General features: G+C 72.4%; 17 protein-coding genes. 12 read left to right on the forward strand and 5 right to left on the reverse strand.

Going from position 1 to position 13,959, the window contains the following annotated elements:
* Genes AB0B45_RS18675 through rbsK form a run of 4 tightly spaced genes read left to right on the forward strand, consistent with a single transcriptional unit; the run spans position 1 to position 4,314 of the window.
* A complete protein-coding gene (locus tag AB0B45_RS18675) occupies positions 1-969 on the forward strand; it encodes an ADP-ribosylglycohydrolase family protein (protein ID WP_358131954.1) in 969 nt (322 codons plus the stop codon).
* Positions 966-2,105 carry an ADP-ribosylglycohydrolase family protein gene (locus tag AB0B45_RS18680; RefSeq protein WP_358131956.1) on the forward strand — a complete coding sequence of 380 codons (1,140 nt, stop codon included), beginning with the start codon at positions 966-968 and terminating at the stop codon, positions 2,103-2,105. The genes AB0B45_RS18675 and AB0B45_RS18680 overlap by 4 nt, the downstream gene beginning before the upstream one ends.
* Positions 2,102-3,433: an ADP-ribosylglycohydrolase family protein gene (locus tag AB0B45_RS18685; protein ID WP_358131958.1), complete on the forward strand. Its 1,332-nt coding sequence runs from the start codon at positions 2,102-2,104 to the stop codon at positions 3,431-3,433. Before AB0B45_RS18680 ends, AB0B45_RS18685 begins: the two co-directional genes overlap by 4 nt.
* Positions 3,430-4,314 carry a ribokinase gene (rbsK, locus tag AB0B45_RS18690; protein WP_358131960.1) on the forward strand — a complete coding sequence of 295 codons (885 nt, stop codon included), beginning with the start codon at positions 3,430-3,432 and terminating at the stop codon, positions 4,312-4,314. The genes AB0B45_RS18685 and rbsK overlap by 4 nt, the downstream gene beginning before the upstream one ends.
* Before the next feature lie 65 nt (positions 4,315-4,379).
* Here the strand turns inward: rbsK and pyrF are convergent, their stop codons facing one another.
* Together pyrF and pcp are read right to left on the reverse strand one after the other, a co-directional pair.
* Positions 4,380-5,186 carry an orotidine-5'-phosphate decarboxylase gene (gene pyrF, locus AB0B45_RS18695; protein WP_358131961.1) on the reverse strand — a complete coding sequence of 269 codons (807 nt, stop codon included), beginning with the start codon at positions 5,184-5,186 and terminating at the stop codon, positions 4,380-4,382.
* Between the two features lie 10 nt (positions 5,187-5,196).
* Entirely contained in the window at positions 5,197-5,814 is a 618-nt protein-coding gene (gene pcp / locus AB0B45_RS18700; protein ID WP_358131963.1) for a pyroglutamyl-peptidase I, read from the reverse strand.
* Positions 5,815-5,852: 38 nt separating this feature from the next.
* Between pcp and AB0B45_RS18705 the strand changes: the two genes are divergently transcribed.
* Entirely contained in the window at positions 5,853-6,650 is a 798-nt protein-coding gene (locus AB0B45_RS18705; RefSeq protein WP_358131964.1) for an intradiol ring-cleavage dioxygenase, read from the forward strand.
* A gap of 9 nt (positions 6,651-6,659) precedes the next feature.
* Positions 6,660-6,929 carry a hypothetical protein gene (locus tag AB0B45_RS18710; protein ID WP_358131966.1) on the forward strand — a complete coding sequence of 90 codons (270 nt, stop codon included), beginning with the start codon at positions 6,660-6,662 and terminating at the stop codon, positions 6,927-6,929.
* Here AB0B45_RS18710 and AB0B45_RS18715 read toward each other — a convergent pair.
* Entirely contained in the window at positions 6,922-7,266 is a 345-nt protein-coding gene (locus AB0B45_RS18715; protein WP_358131967.1) for a hypothetical protein, read from the reverse strand. The genes AB0B45_RS18710 and AB0B45_RS18715 overlap by 8 nt on opposite strands.
* Positions 7,267-7,290: 24 nt before the next feature.
* On the opposite strand from AB0B45_RS18715, the gene AB0B45_RS18720 reads away from it, so the two are divergent.
* Both AB0B45_RS18720 and AB0B45_RS18725 read left to right on the forward strand, forming a co-directional pair.
* Entirely contained in the window at positions 7,291-8,091 is an 801-nt protein-coding gene (locus AB0B45_RS18720; RefSeq protein WP_358131969.1) for an alpha/beta hydrolase, read from the forward strand.
* Positions 8,092-8,115: 24 nt separating this feature from the next.
* Positions 8,116-8,913, forward strand: coding sequence for an HAD family hydrolase (locus AB0B45_RS18725; RefSeq protein WP_358131970.1), 798 nt, complete (start codon positions 8,116-8,118; stop codon positions 8,911-8,913).
* Here AB0B45_RS18725 and AB0B45_RS18730 read toward each other — a convergent pair.
* Positions 8,903-9,253: a helix-turn-helix domain-containing protein gene (locus AB0B45_RS18730; protein WP_358131971.1), complete on the reverse strand. Its 351-nt coding sequence runs from the start codon at positions 9,251-9,253 to the stop codon at positions 8,903-8,905. The genes AB0B45_RS18725 and AB0B45_RS18730 overlap by 11 nt on opposite strands.
* 59 nt (positions 9,254-9,312) lie before the next feature.
* Between AB0B45_RS18730 and AB0B45_RS18735 the strand changes: the two genes are divergently transcribed.
* From AB0B45_RS18735 to AB0B45_RS18750, 4 genes are all read left to right on the forward strand, one after another.
* Positions 9,313-9,867 (forward strand): NAD(P)-binding domain-containing protein, encoded by a 555-nt coding sequence (locus tag AB0B45_RS18735; RefSeq protein ID WP_358131973.1) that lies wholly within the window; start codon positions 9,313-9,315, stop codon positions 9,865-9,867.
* A 79-nt stretch (positions 9,868-9,946) separates the two neighbouring features.
* Positions 9,947-10,324 (forward strand): hypothetical protein, encoded by a 378-nt coding sequence (locus AB0B45_RS18740; RefSeq protein ID WP_358131975.1) that lies wholly within the window; start codon positions 9,947-9,949, stop codon positions 10,322-10,324.
* A 121-nt stretch (positions 10,325-10,445) separates the two neighbouring features.
* Positions 10,446-11,576: an alpha/beta hydrolase gene (locus AB0B45_RS18745; protein ID WP_358131977.1), complete on the forward strand. Its 1,131-nt coding sequence runs from the start codon at positions 10,446-10,448 to the stop codon at positions 11,574-11,576.
* A 187-nt stretch (positions 11,577-11,763) separates the two neighbouring features.
* On the forward strand, positions 11,764-13,053 hold the full coding sequence (locus AB0B45_RS18750; protein ID WP_358131979.1) for an NAD(P)/FAD-dependent oxidoreductase: 1,290 nt from the start codon (positions 11,764-11,766) through the stop codon (positions 13,051-13,053).
* A gap of 58 nt (positions 13,054-13,111) precedes the next feature.
* On the opposite strand, the gene AB0B45_RS18755 is transcribed toward AB0B45_RS18750, so the two are convergent.
* Entirely contained in the window at positions 13,112-13,951 is an 840-nt protein-coding gene (locus AB0B45_RS18755; RefSeq protein ID WP_358131980.1) for a hypothetical protein, read from the reverse strand.
* Between the last annotated feature and the right edge of the window lie 8 nt (positions 13,952-13,959).

Consider the following 13,959-nt stretch of genomic DNA (forward strand, 5'->3'; position numbering starts at 1 on the left):
ATGTCGGGGGACAGGATCACAGGCGCGTTCGTCGGCCTGGCCGTGGGCGACGCGGCCGGCTGGCCGGCCGCCAGGCATCGCTCCGCGCTGCACGCGCCGTGGAGCAGGCGGCTGCACCGCGAGCTCGACGCCTTCGCCGAGGAGCACAGGGTCACCACGCTGCCGGTGCCGTTCGCGCTCAACCAGCAGACCGCGCCGCTGGCCGTCGGGCCTTCCGACGACGCCGAATGGCTGGCGTGGACGGCGCTGACCATCACGCAGGACAGGGCGAGGGCCTTCCTCGACCTGGCCGGGCGCGACGACCTGCGGGCGCGGATCTCGGTGACGACCGCGCTGGACAATCTGCGGCGCGGCGTCGAGCCGCCCGCCAGCGGGCACGACAACCCGCACTTCTTCGACGACGCGGCAGCCGTGCGGGCCGTCGCGTTCGGTGTGACGGGCCGCGACCCCGTCTCCGACGCGCGGGTCACCAACGCGGGAGACGGCGTGCTCGGCGCCAAGGCGATGGCCGCGGCGGTCGCGGCGGCGGTCGAGAGCGGCTCGGCCGCCATCGCGGTCGAGGCGGCGCTGGCCGAGCTGCCCGAGGACAGCGCGATCGGCCACAACGCCAGGACGGCGCTGCGCGTCGCGCGCGGGGCGGGGGCGGCCTTCGCCGCGGTGCCCGCGCTCGACGCCGCGCTGATCGACCACGTCTACAGCTACGCCGTCTCGGCCTCGGTGACCGTGCCCGTCGCGCTGGCGCTGACCGAGGTGTCGGGAGGGTCGCTCGCGCAGGCCGTACCGGCCGCCGCGTGCCTGTCGGCGGTGGCCGACTCCGCGCCCGCGCTCACCGGGGCGCTCACCGGCGCGTGCGGCGGATTCTCGGTGATACCCGAGGGGTGGGCCGCCTCCGCGCGGAGGCTGGCCGGGTGCTGCCTGCCCGAACTGGCCGGCAGGGATCTAGTGGATATTTCGGAGGGAATCGCATGACGCCGCTGGAAGACAAGGCCGCTGGTTGCGTGGCGGGAGCGGCGGTCGGTGACGCCCTCGGCGGCGCCACCGAAGGCTGGACTCCCGAGCAGATCACCCAGCGGTACGGCGGGACGGTCGAGGGCGTCGTACCGCCCTTCAACACCGACTGGCGCAACGCGCGGCCGATCGCGCCGTACCACAAGGGCGACGGCCACATCACCGACGACACGTTGATGACGCACGCGCTGATCCGCGTCTACGAGAAGACCGCGGGACATCTCGACGCCTACTCGATGGCCGAGCACATGGTGCCGGAGATGATGGCGGAGAAGCAGTGGATCCCCGAGCTCGAGGCCGAGGCGCTGCCGCTGCAGCGGGTCTTCCTCGCCGAGAAGTGGATCGTGGCCCGCCTGCACTACGGGCACGTCGACCCGCGCGAGGCGGGCGTCGGCAACATCGTCAACTGCGGGGCCGCGATGTACGTCGCGCCGGTCGGCGTGGTCAACGCGGGCGATCCCGACGCGGCCTACGCCGAGGCGATCGACCTGACGGGGGCGCACCAGTCCTCCTACGGGCGCGAGGCCGCCGGCGTCATGGCGGGTGCGGTGGCCGAGGCCATGCGGCAGGGCGCGACGGCCGACTCGGTGGTGGCCGTGGCGTGGCGGCTGGCCAAGGACGGCACCAGGGCCGCGATCGACGCGGTGTGCTCGCGGGCCCGTGACTTCGGGCACTGGGAGGGCTCCTTCGAGGGGCTGCGCGCGGCCATGCGGCCCTACGACACCGTCGCCGACACCTACCGCGACCAGGGGCTCGGCGCCCGGCGGCCGTCCCGCGTGCACAGCATCGAGGAGCTGCCGCTGGCGCTGGCGTTCCTGCTGATCGCCAAGGGCGACTACAGGGACACCGTGCTCGGCGGGGTCAACTACGGGCGCGACGCCGACTCCATCGCCTCCATGGGCGGGGCGATCGCGGGGGCGCTCGGCGGGCTGTCCTGCGTGCCGTCCGCGTGGGTGTCGCAGGTCGGTACGGCCAGCCGTACCGACCTGGTGGCTCCCGGCATCGCCCTCGCAGGGGTGGCGCGGCGCATCCACCGCGACGACGTGGCCAGGCGGCGCGCCCACGAGGACGCCTTCGCCGAGCTGGCCGGCGAATGATCAGGCTCACCTGGGTGCAGCCCGAGGACCTGGTGGGGCACGAGCTCCGCCAGGCCGCGGAGGACGGCCGCGACGTGGCGGACGTCGCGGCGCGCTGGCACGCGGCGGGCGGCCACGACGCGCCGCCCCGCGCCGGAGCCTCACCGCCCGACGCGCTCGGGTTGCGCGGGCCGGCCGAGGAGTTGCTGGACGAGCTCGCGTCACGCGAGTCGCCGCTGGACGAGCCCTCGGGACTGGAGGAGATCGTCTCCCTGTGCCCTGCCTGGCCCGCCGACCGCGGACGGACAGGGCTGCCCGATCACGCCAGGGTGCTGGGGGCCTGGCTCGGCAGGGCCGCCGGATGCGTGCTCGGCAAGCCGGTCGAGAAGATCCCGCGTGAAGGCATCAGGGCCATCGCCGAGGCCACGGGGAACTGGCCGATCCGCGGCTGGTTCACCGCGGCCGGCCTGCCGTCCGAGATCAACGAGCGGTGGCCGTGGAACCGGCGCAGCGCCGTCAACTCGCTGGCCGAGAACATCGACGGCGTCCCCGAGGACGACGACCTCAACTACCCGCTGCTGGCCCTCTCCGTCCTGGAGCGGCACGGCCGCGACTTCACCACCGACGACGTGGCCAAGCTGTGGCTCGACGAGCTGCCCGCGGGCCGTACGTTCACCGCCGAGCGCGTCGCCTACCGCAACCTGCTGGCGGGCCTCGAACCGCCGGAGACCGCGACCCACCGCAACCCGTTCCGCGAGTGGATCGGCGCGCTGATCAGGACCGACCTGTACGGCTGGGTCAACCCGGGCGATCCCGCGCGGGCCGCCGAGTACGCCTGGCGCGACGCCAGGCTCACCCACACGGCCAACGGCCTCTACGGCGCGATGTTCGTGGCCGCCATGTGCGCCCAGTCGATGGTGGCGACCTCGGTGAGGGAGGTGGTCGAGGCGGGCCTGTCCGTGGTGCCGCCCGGTTCGAGGCTGGCTCACGCCGTACGGCTAGCCGTCGAGGACGCCGCGCGCTTCGCCGACTTCGAGCAGGTCGTCGACCGTCTCCACGAGCGGCACGGACACCTGCACTGGGTCCACACGATCAACAACGCCGCTCTGGTCGCCGCCACGCTCGTGCACGGCGACGGCGACTTCACCGCCTCGATCGCGGGAGCGGTGGCGGGCGGCTGGGACACCGACTCGGCCGGCGCCACGGTCGGCTCGATCGTCGGCGCCCTGAACGGCGGCGTGCCCGGCCAGTGGCGGACGCGCGACAGCCTGGCGAGCAGCCTGACCGGGTTCGACGGCATCGCCCTGAGTGAACTGGCGCGGCGCGCAGAGAGGATGATGGTGCCATGATCTCGGTCTTCGGCAGCGTGAACATGGATCTGGTCGCCTACGTGCCCACGGCGCCCAAACTCGGAGAGACAGTTACGGGGCGCTCCTTCCGCACCATCCCTGGAGGGAAGGGCGCCAACCAGGCGATCGCCGCGTCCCGTGCGGGCGCGGACGTCGCCTTCCTCGGCGCGGTGGGCGACGACTCCTTCGGGGTGGTCCTGCGGGCGACGCTCGTCGAGTCGGGCGTCGACGTCAGCGTGCTACGGCAGGCGCAGGGGTCCAGCGGCATCGCGCACATCGTGGTGGAGGACTCGAGCGGCAACTCGATCATCGTGGTGCCCGGCGCGAACGGCACCGTGACCGGGCCCTCGGAGGACGATCTGGAGCTCATCGCGGGCTCCTCCGCGGTTCTGCTGCAGCTCGAGCTGCCCATGGAGGCCGTGGTCAGCGCCGCGAAGGCGGCCAAGGCCGCGGGCGCCCCCGTGATCCTCACCCCCGCGCCCGCCCAGCCGCTGTCGGACGAACTGCTCGACGCGGTGACGCTGATCGTGCCGAACGAGCACGAGGCGGCCGCGATCACCGGCGTCGAGGACCCCGCCAAGGCGCTGGACGCGCTCCTGGAGCGGGTTCCCGAGGCGGTGATCACGCTGGGCTCCGAGGGGGCGCTGTACGGCTCGCGCGACGGGGTGCGGCTGCCGGTGCCCGCGGTTCGGGTGCAGGCGGTCGACACCACGGCGGCGGGCGACACGTTCGTCGGCGCGCTGGCGGTGGCCAGGGCGGAGGGGCTGTCGCCCGAGGATGCGCTCCGCTTCGCCTCGGTGGCGGCCTCGATCTCGGTGCAGCGCGAGGGGGCCAGCACCTCGATGCCGACCCGCGCGGAGATCGACGCCGCGCTGAGCTGACCCCGCCTCTCCCGGGTCATGGCTCGCCGTACTCCCTGGGGTTCGCCTCCGGGGAGGGCGGGGGTCTAGCCGCGCAGCCGCTCGGCGCACTCGTCGCGGTACCGCTCCACCAGCGGCCGCACGCGGCCGGGGTCGCCCAGCACCGCGCGCGACACCGAGGGCAGCACCGCCCGCCGTACCCCTGCGAAGAGCCTGGCCACGTCGGCGGGCGAGGCGCCCTGGGCGCCGAGGCCGGGGGAGAGGATCGGGCCGCCGAGCCGGTCGAGCGGATGGCCCACCTTGTCGAGGGTGGCGCCCACGACCACCCCCACCGAGCCGAGGTCGGCGGCGCCTTCGTTGACGGCGGCCACCCCGTCGAGGATCTGGTCGGCGACCGCGCTCTGCAGGTCGGTGGCCTCGGGGTTGGAGGTGCGGGCCAGCACGAACAGGCCCGCGTCGTTGCCGCGGGCGACGGCGATGGCGCCGGTGAGCGACCCGAACCCGAGGTAGGGGCTGACGGTCAGCGCGTCGACCGCCATCGGGCTGCCCTGCTCGAGGTAGGCCTCGGCGTAGGCGGCCATCGTGGTGTCGACGTCGCCGCGCTTGGCGTCGAGGATCACCAGCGCGCCCGCCTCGCGCAGCGCGGGGATGACCCGCTCCAGGACGGCGACGCCCCTGCTGCCCCAGCGTTCGTAGAAGGCCGACTGCGGCTTGACGGCGGCGGCGAGGTCGCCGACGGCCTCGGCGACGGTGTGGGTGAAGCGTTCGAGCCCGGAAGGGGAGTCGTCCAGGCCCCACGCGGACAGCAGCGCGGGGCTCGGGTCGATGCCGACGCACAGCGGCCCCCGCCGCTCCATCTGCGCGCGTAACCGGACGCCGAACGGCTCGCTCATGCCCGCGACTCTACTGGATGGCCCCCTCAGGGAGGTCGTCCTCGATGCTGTCCGACGCCTTGACCAGAGCGGTCAGCGCCCGTGCCACCGTGGCGGTCTCCATGCTGGGCCGGTCGGTCTCCGTGACCTGGTGCGGCGCGTACGGCACGTGCACGAACCCGCCCCGCAGACCGGGCCGCTCGGTCGCGATCAGGTGCGCGAGCCCGTAGGCCACCTGGTTGCACACGAACGTGCCCGCCGTGTAGGAGACGGCGGCGGGGATCCCCTCCGCCCTGACCGCCCGCACCATCGCCTTCACCGGCAGCGTGGACAGGTAGGCGTCGGGGCCGCCCTTCACCACGGGCTCGCCGGACGGCTGGGCGCCCGCGTTGTCGGGGATGCGCGCCTCGATGAGGTTGATCGCCACCTTCTCCACCGAGATCACCGCTCGCCCACCCGCCTGCCCTGTGCACAGGACCAGTGCGGGGTCGTGCCGCTCGACCGCCTCGCGCAGCGCGGCCAGCGCGTCGGCGAACACGCACGGCAACTCGACCGCGGTCGCCCCGGGGACCAGCAAGGCGGCGTCGTAGGACGGGTTGGTCGTCTCCCCGCCGAACGGCTCGAACCCTGTGACCAGCACATGCGACATTTCATCTAATCCTTAGATACGGGTCGTAACGTCCAGATATGAGTCTCGACCATGAGGGACAGCGGGTGAGCAGGCGGACCGTCTTCGCGGGGATCGGCAGCATCGGCCTGGCCACGCTGCTGTCCGCGTGCTCGGACGAGGGAGCCTCGGCCCAGGTGACCACCTCGACGGGGTCCACCGCCACCATCACACCGACCACCGCCACGGGCGACCTGGCGAGCCTGTTCCCCGGCGACAGCGCCTGCGCGCCGACGCGGGAGGCCGCCCAGGGCCCCTACTACTTCGACGCCGACAAGATCCGCAGCGACATCCGCGAGGACAGGCAGGGCGCCAGGCTGCGCATGGCGATCAAGGTGCAGGACGTCGAGTCGTGCAGGCCGATCCCCAACGCGGTGGTGGAGATCTGGCACTGCGACGCGCACGGCGTCTACTCGGGCTTCGAGGTCCAGTCCGCGGGGACGGGCGGCGTCGCGAACTGGAACGGCGGGGACGCGACCCCGCAGGACGACGAGCGCTACCTGCGCGGCGCCCAGGTCACCGGCGTGAACGGCATCGTCGAGTTCACCACGATCTACCCGGGGTGGTACCGCCGCAGGACCGTGCACATCCACGCCATGGTCCACGTCTCGAACAAGCGCGTGCTCACCACGCAGACGATGTTCGAGGAGGCGCTCACCACCGAGGTGTACAAGGCCGCGCCGTACAGCGGGCACACGGGCCGCGACACGTTCAACGACAACGACCCGATCTTCGAGCCGAGCATGATCACGAAGACCGTCGAAGACGGCGAGGGCTATCTCGGCGTGATCACTTTCGCGGTGCGCGCTACTGGGTAATCACCTGGCATGTACGAGATCGCCCAGCGTGTTCTCACGCTGCTGACTGAGCCGCCGGGCGAGGTCACGGTGACGATCGGCCTGCCGTACGAGGAGCCGACGGGGGAGTGGTCCTGCCCCTACCGGATCGACGGGCTCGGCGGCTGGGAACACGAGCGGAAGGTCACGGGCGCGGACTCGCTGCAGGCGCTGGAGATCGTGGTGACCGTCGTGCGCAGTGCCCTCCAGGAATCGGCGGAGGCGCGCGAGGGGCTGCTGGTGTGGGAGGAGTTCACGTGAGCAGGCGGCGCCAGCGCGGGATCTCGGTCACCACGGTCGCGGCGGCCAGTACCGACACCACGACGGCGACGACCGACGCCCACGCGACCCATGACGCGGCCACTGCGGCGACCAGTTGCAGCACCACCAGCAGGATCGTCACGATCCCCGGCACGGCGACGATCACCTGACGCTTGTCGCCCGGGGTGGCGAAGACCGTCGGCAGCCCGATGAGCGCGATGACGGAGAGTACTGCCAGCACCACGGAGTGTGGCGCAAGTGCCCAGGGCGTCGCGATCCACGCGGCCAACTCGGTGGTGAATCGAAGTGCGGAGCCGATTCCGGCTTTTTCAGGCACCCGGAAACCCTACTATGTGCCGTTATGTCTGACGTAAGACTGTTGGAGCTCAGGGCGCGTACCCGCGAACGCCCCCCAGGACCCGAGATGGTGCGGGTCATCGACCTGACCAGCCCCTCCGGGCTGCGCCTGCGCCGCTACCACCCGGCAGACCGCCCGCGGCCGCTGGTGGTGTACCTGCATGGCGGCGGCTGGGTCTTCGGTGACCTGGAGACCCACGACCGAACCTGCCGCAGGATCGCGCGCGAGTGCGACGTCGAGGTGCTGGCCGTGGACTACCGGCTCGCCCCCGAGCACCCCTGCCCCGCCGCCCTCGACGACGCGGTCGAGGTGCTGCGCTGGACCAGGCCCGTGGCGGTCGCCGGGGACAGCTCGGGCGGCTACCTGGCCACGATGGCGTGCATGCGGCTGCGCGACGAGGGCTGCGCGATGCCGGCGCTCCAGGTGCTCCTGTGCCCGAACACCGACCTCACGCTCTCCTCCCCGAGCGTCGTCTCCAAGGGCTCGGGCTTCGGCCTGGACGCGGACACGCTGGCGTGGTTCGTGGCGCAGTGGGTGCCCGACCCCGCGCTGCGTCCCGCCGCCAGCCCGCTGCTGTCCCCCAACCTGTACGGCATGCCGACCACGCTCCTGGTGACCGCGGAGAACGACGCCCTGTGCGACGAGGGCGACGCCTACGCCGCCAAGCTGGCCGAGGCGGGCGTGAAGGTCGTGCACCGACAGGAGCCGGGACTGGCGCACGGCTTCATCCAGGACGCCGCCCCCGAGGTCGGGCCCGCCTGCGAGCGGGTCTTCTCCGACATCAAGGCCCTCATCCCGCGTTGAGGCTCATGCCGGATAATGCCCGGCATGAGCCTCCCCCGCCTGATCGCCACCGACCTCGACGGCACGCTCCTCGACCCCGCGGGCGCGGTCACCCCTCGCACCCGCCGCGCGCTCGAGAGCGCCAGGCAGGCGGGCGCGGAGGTGGTCTTCGTCACCGCGCGGCCGCCGCGCGCCATCGGGCTGATCGCGAAGGAGACCGGCGTGTCGGGCACGGCGATCTGCAGCAACGGCGCGATCGTCTACGACCTCGCGGCCGGCCGGATCGTCACGACCCACCCGCTCGACAGGGAGGACGCGCGCACGGTCGCACGGACCCTCTCCGAGGCGCTGCCGGGCGTCAGTTTCGCGATCGAGACCGGCGCCGGGGTGCTGTTCGAGCCGGGATACGGCAAGCACATCCCCGAGGACCTGCCCTACCGCAGGCAGGTCGAGTCGGTGTGGACGGCCACGGAGCCCGTGGTGAAGCTCCTGGCCTGGTCGAGCGAGCACCATGCCGACGAGATGTTCACCGCCGCCGTCGCCGCCGTGGACGGCCAGGCGGAGATCACCCACTCGGGCGGCAGCGGGCTGCTGGAGATCAGCGCGGCGGGGGTGACCAAGGCGGGCACGCTGGCCGAGCTGTGCGACGAGCGCGGCATCGACCCCTCGGCCGTCGTGGCCTTCGGCGACATGCCCAACGACCTGGCCGTGCTGACCTACGCGGGAACGGGCTACGCGATGGCCAACTCCCACCACACCGTGCTGGCCGCCGTGGAGCGCCACACGCTGTCGAACGCGGAGGACGGGGTCGCCGTGGTGCTGGAGGGCTACTTCACCCCGTGAACTCCTCCTGGGCCGCCATGACCTCGTCGGCGTGCTCGAACGCCCACTCACCGAACGCCTCGATCGGCGCGAGCATGCTGCGCCCCAGCTCCGTCAGCGTGTACTCGACCCTGGGCGGCGCCTCGGCGTAGGCGGCGCGGGAGACGATCCCGTTGAACTCCAGGCGGCGCAGCGTCTCGTTCAGCACCTTGGGGCTGATCCCGCCGATCCGCCTGCGCAGCTCGGCCGGACGGCTCGGCCCGTCGCGCAGCGCCCACACCACGACGGCGTTCCACGTGTTGGCGAGCAGGTCGAAGGCCAGCCTGGCCTGGCAGTCGGCGAGGAACATCGCGACACGCACCAATCGGTATCCATTGGACTTTCTACCTTCGTCCTTACTTACACCTTCGAGGAGGACGCATGCGTATCGGCATTCTCGGCGCGGGCGGCATGGCCGACGCCCTCGGCACCCAATGGCGCCGCGCGGGACACCAGGTGATGACCAGCGGCAGAACCTCGGGCTCCTTCGCCCAGGCGATGGAGTACGGCGACGCCGTGCTGCTCGCGGTCCCCTCCCACGCCGCGCTCGACGTCGTGGACGAGTCGCTGAAGGGCAAGGTGCTCATCGACTGCACCAACCCGAGCGTGGGCGGCGAGCTGACCGACGACTACCCGCTGGCCGAGCGGGTCGCGGCCGCCACGGGGGCACGGGTGGTCAAGGCGTTCAACCTGTGCCACGTGGACGTCTGGCGGATGACGCCGCCGGTCTTCGGCGGGCGTCCGCTGGCCGTACCCCTGTGCGGGGACGACGAGGAGGCGCTCGCCGTCGTCAGGCGGCTGGTGGAGGACCTCGGGTGCACGCCGTTCGACGGCGGAGGGCTGGCCAGGGCCGCGCTGCTGGAGGTGACCGCGGCCTTCATGATCGGGTTGTGGTTCAAGGGGCTGGACGCCCAGGCCATCGCGCCGCCGGTGTGACGACTACGCCCGTCGGCGTAGTCGTGATGACGACGGGCGGAGGATGTCGCAGGGAATCGTCGCCGGGATTCTGGAGCACATGGTCAGATTCCTCACCCCCTTCAAGATCCTCGCCCTGGTCAACGTGGCGGCGGTGCTCGTCCAGGCCGTCACGGCGGGCCAACTGCTCAGCGGCGGCGGCAAGGCGCTCCACGGCATGGGCGCGGGCGCCGTCCATGCCGCCGGGCTGCTCCTGCTGATCGTCGGCGTGCTCATGTGGCGTCCAGGGCGAGGCCCCGGCGGGCCCGCCCTGGCCGCCCTGGTGATCCTGCTGGTCGGCTTCGTCCAGTCGGCCACGGGAGGCTCCGGCGTGACGGCGCTCCATGTGCCGCTCGGCATGACGATCATGGGCCTCAGCGTGTGGCTGGCCGTATGGGCGTTCACACCCTCGCGTTCGGCACGCAGTGCGTCCTCTTGATGCCGAGCCCCTGCCCGACCCGCTTCCCCGCATCGGTTGCCTTCGGCTCCTTATCCCGAAGAAAGGTCGATAAAAGTCCATATGGGTTTGACTCCTGGGAGACGATCAGCATGCTTGCCTCATGAGGGACGTACGGGTGATCGTCGGGCCGGGTCTGGCGGCCGACTGGGCGTTGCTGGGGGAGGTGGCCGAGCGCGAGTTCGCGGCGCTCGGGGTGAGCGGGGCGCTGCGACACGCCCGCGACGCCGCCGAGGCACGCGCCCTCCTCTCCAGTACGGCGGGCGGCCCCGTCGTGGCGATCCCCGGCCCGTCGGGCGAGCTGCGCGACCTCATGGGCTCGGTCGAGGGCGTCGTCTGGTGCGACTTCGGTCGGGTGTCCCAGATCGAGGGGGCCGCGCACATCCACGGCAGGGGGATCGACGGGCTGGCGTGGGCGATCAGGCATGCCGTACACCAGGACAGGCAGCGGCCGCTGCGCGTCGGCTACGGCAAGCATCCCGAGCAGTGGGGCGACCTGCACCTGCCCGCCCACGGCACCGCCGATCTCCCCCTGCCCGTCGTCGCGCTCGTGCACGGCGGGTACTGGCGCTCGGTGTGGGCCGCCGACCTGATGGACGCGCTCTGCGCCGACCTGACGGCGCGCGGCTTCGCGGCGTGGAACCTGGAGTACCGTCGCCCCGACCTGCACGGCTGGGACGCCACGACCGCCGACGTCGCCGCCGGGCTCGGCGCGCTGTCCACCGTGGCCGACTCGCTGCCCGGTGCCCGGCTCGACCTGGGAAGGGTGGCGGTCGTCGGGCACTCGGCCGGAGCCCAGCTCGCGCTGCGCGCGGCGGCCGACAGCGCGGACGTGGCGCTTGCCGTGTCGCTGGCGGGGGTGCTCGACCTGGTGGAGGGGGACAGGCGCCACCTCAGCTCGGGCGCGGTGGCGGCGGCGCTGGGCGGGTCGGCGCGCAACGACTGCGGGTCGCCGCACGCGACGTACGCCGAGTCGAGCCCGCTGCTACGGCTGCCGCTGGGAGTGCCGCAGCTCATTGTGCAGGGGTCGGGGGACGACCTCGACCTGATCGACTTCAGCCGCAGGTACGCCAGGGCGGCCGAGGCGGCGGGGGACGAGGTGACCTACATGGAGATGTCGGGCGACCACTTCGCGGTGATCTCACCCCGCACGCCCATCTGGCGCACCACCGCCCTCGCCATCGCCGACCGCCTGAGCAGATCCACCACCGCCAAACCCGCCGAGCCCGCCTGACCGGCCCCTGCCGACCACCGGGCGCCCCGCATTCCTGGGCGCCCGCTCCCTCCGCTCGGCGGCCGGATCCGGGGCAGCGGCTCGACGCTCCCTTCGGAAGGACGGGTGCGCGGTGCCGCGACACGGAACAGATCCTGGCGTTTCGCGCCGCCGCGCCGTACCAAGGAGGGGAGGGAAAGGAGCCGCAGTGGAGGTCTCGATCGTCGGAGCCGGCCTGGTCGGCTGCCTGCTGGCCTGCTACCTGGCCAGGAGGGGCCACGAGGTGACGCTGTACGAGCGCCGCCCCGACCCGAGGCTGGAGGGCGCCGAGCGCGGCAGGTCGATCAACCTGGCCATCTCCGAGCGCGGCATCGACGCCCTGAGAAGGCTGGGCCTGGCCGAGGAAGCGCTGTCGGAGGCCATCCCGATGCCCGGCAGGATGATGCACGCCGTCGACGGCGCCCTCACCTTCCAGCCCTACAGTTCCGACCAGCAGCACGCGATCAACTCCATCAGCCGCGGCGCCCTCAACGGCAAGCTGCTCGACGCCGCGGAGGCGAGCGAGGGCGTGCGGGTCAGGTTCGGGCACCGGCTGACCGGGATCGGGGACGGCACGCTGGAGTTCGAGGGCGGCATCGTCGAGAAGGGCCAGCGGGTCGTCATCGGCGCCGACGGCGCCTACAGCGCGGTCAGGGCCAGGCTGCAGCAGCTGCCGGGGACGGATTTCAGTCAGCAGTACCTCGACTACGGCTACAAGGAGCTGACGATCCCGCCCAAGCGGGGCGAGTTCGCCTTCGACCCGGGGGCGCTGCACATCTGGCCGCGCGGCCGCTCCATGATGATCGCCCTGCCCAACCCCGACAGGTCGTTCACCTGCACGCTGTTCTGGCCGCACGAGGCGCTGGCCGCGCTCGACACACCGGAGAAGGTGCGCGCCTACTTCCGGAAGGAGTATCCCGACGCCGCCGAGGTGATGCCGCACCTGGCCTCCGACTACGCGGGCAACCCCGTCGGGCACCTGGTCACGATGCGCTGCGACCCCTGGCACAGGACCCTCAACGGCACGCTGGTCGGGCTGATCGGCGACGCGGCCCACGCCATCGTCCCCTTCTACGGTCAGGGCGCCAACTGCGGCTTCCAGGACTGCGTCGAGCTCGACAGGTGCCTGGACGAGACGGGTGACGACTTCGCCGCGGCGCTGGAGCTGTTCCAGCGCCGCAAGGCCGACACCGACGTCATCGCCCGCCTCGCGCTGGACAACTTCGTGGAGATGCGCGACAAGGTCGGCTCCAGGGCCTTCCTCGCGCAGAAGCGCGTCGAGCACGCGTTGGAGCGGGTGCTGCCGGGTCGCTACGTCTCCCGCTACGAGCTGGTCTCCTTCTCCACCACCCCGTACGCCGAGGTGGAGCGGCGCGTGGCCCGCCAGCGCCGCTGGGCGGGAGCCGCGGCGGCGGGGCTGCTGATCGCGGGGGCCCTGGCCTGGAAGAGCTCCCGATAAGTCATCCGTCTTGAATCCTCCCGCCCACCCTCAGGTGAGCAGGAACACCTCCCACTCCTCACCACGCTCGCCGTCCGCGACGGGGTCGGCGGTGAGACGGCGCAGCTCGGCCACGTCGATCGGGCACAGTCCCCGGCCAAGCGTGGCCAGGCCGTCGCTCACCTCGACCCCTGCCAGCTCCCTCAGCCGGTCCCTGTAGGCGACCCGGTCGTCCAGCGTGACCTCGTGGTCGCGGAACGTAGTACCTGAGCGCCCTGAACGGCTCGTCACCCGGGCCCCTGCGGACGCCGTGATGCCGCAGGGCGGCCGCGATCCAGCCCTCGTACTCGCACGGCCAACTCCTCCCGTCCTGGCCGGGAGCCTCCTCGAAGACCTGCGAGGGCTCGGGCTCGGGCAGCGGGCCGAGGACCATCACCATCGCGTCCTCGGGCAGGTCGAACGGCTCGTCGGTGAGCTTGCCCAGCTCCGAAGGGAGGATCGGGTACAGCCCCTCGGAGAAGGTCGTGTGGTGCGGCACGCACTCCACACCCAGCAACTCCCGCAACCGCTCCCTGTACTCCACGAGCTGGTCGATCGTCGGCCTCCTCGGCACCCGCGTCCCCGCGTACACCTCGCACAGCCGCCGCATCCCCTCCTCGACCCCCGGAGCGGGCCTCACGACGGTGACCAGGATCTGGCCGTCGTGCGAGACGGCGAACCACTCCCGCCCCGGGGGCAGCGCCTCCGGCAGCCAGAGGTTCCCGATCGCCACCACCAGGGCGGGCGTGCCGATCCCGTAGGAGCTCAGCGGCTCGTACGGCACCCGCGCCTCCTCGGGGCCTACGAGATGCCGCACGCCCAGGGCGTCGAGTTCGGCGAGGTGCCCGCGCACGCCCGCGATCCAGTCCCGATCCGTCACGCGGCGAT

Origin of the sequence: Nonomuraea sp. NPDC049152, assembly GCF_040648355.1 — a bacterium.
Lineage (GTDB): Bacteria > Actinomycetota > Actinomycetes > Streptosporangiales > Streptosporangiaceae > Nonomuraea.

What these genes read in the sequence shown, in the direction of transcription:
- AB0B45_RS18735 (WP_358131973.1), top strand. Translation starts at nt 9,313, where the DNA reads ATGCGTATCGGCATTCTCGGCGCGGGCGGCATGGCCGACGCCCTCGGC.
- rbsK (WP_358131960.1), top strand. Translation starts at nt 3,430, where the DNA reads ATGATCTCGGTCTTCGGCAGCGTGAACATGGATCTGGTCGCCTACGTG.
- AB0B45_RS18675 (WP_358131954.1), top strand. Translation starts at nt 1, where the DNA reads ATGTCGGGGGACAGGATCACAGGCGCGTTCGTCGGCCTGGCCGTGGGC.
- AB0B45_RS18745 (WP_358131977.1), top strand. Translation starts at nt 10,446, where the DNA reads ATGAGGGACGTACGGGTGATCGTCGGGCCGGGTCTGGCGGCCGACTGG.
- AB0B45_RS18705 (WP_358131964.1), top strand. Translation starts at nt 5,853, where the DNA reads ATGAGTCTCGACCATGAGGGACAGCGGGTGAGCAGGCGGACCGTCTTC.
- AB0B45_RS18720 (WP_358131969.1), top strand. Translation starts at nt 7,291, where the DNA reads ATGTCTGACGTAAGACTGTTGGAGCTCAGGGCGCGTACCCGCGAACGC.
- AB0B45_RS18680 (WP_358131956.1), top strand. Translation starts at nt 966, where the DNA reads ATGACGCCGCTGGAAGACAAGGCCGCTGGTTGCGTGGCGGGAGCGGCG.
- AB0B45_RS18740 (WP_358131975.1), top strand. Translation starts at nt 9,947, where the DNA reads ATGGTCAGATTCCTCACCCCCTTCAAGATCCTCGCCCTGGTCAACGTG.
- AB0B45_RS18710 (WP_358131966.1), top strand. Translation starts at nt 6,660, where the DNA reads ATGTACGAGATCGCCCAGCGTGTTCTCACGCTGCTGACTGAGCCGCCG.
- pyrF (WP_358131961.1), bottom strand. Translation starts at nt 5,186, where the DNA reads ATGAGCGAGCCGTTCGGCGTCCGGTTACGCGCGCAGATGGAGCGGCGG.
- AB0B45_RS18725 (WP_358131970.1), top strand. Translation starts at nt 8,116, where the DNA reads ATGAGCCTCCCCCGCCTGATCGCCACCGACCTCGACGGCACGCTCCTC.
- AB0B45_RS18685 (WP_358131958.1), top strand. Translation starts at nt 2,102, where the DNA reads ATGATCAGGCTCACCTGGGTGCAGCCCGAGGACCTGGTGGGGCACGAG.
- pcp (WP_358131963.1), bottom strand. Translation starts at nt 5,814, where the DNA reads ATGTCGCATGTGCTGGTCACAGGGTTCGAGCCGTTCGGCGGGGAGACG.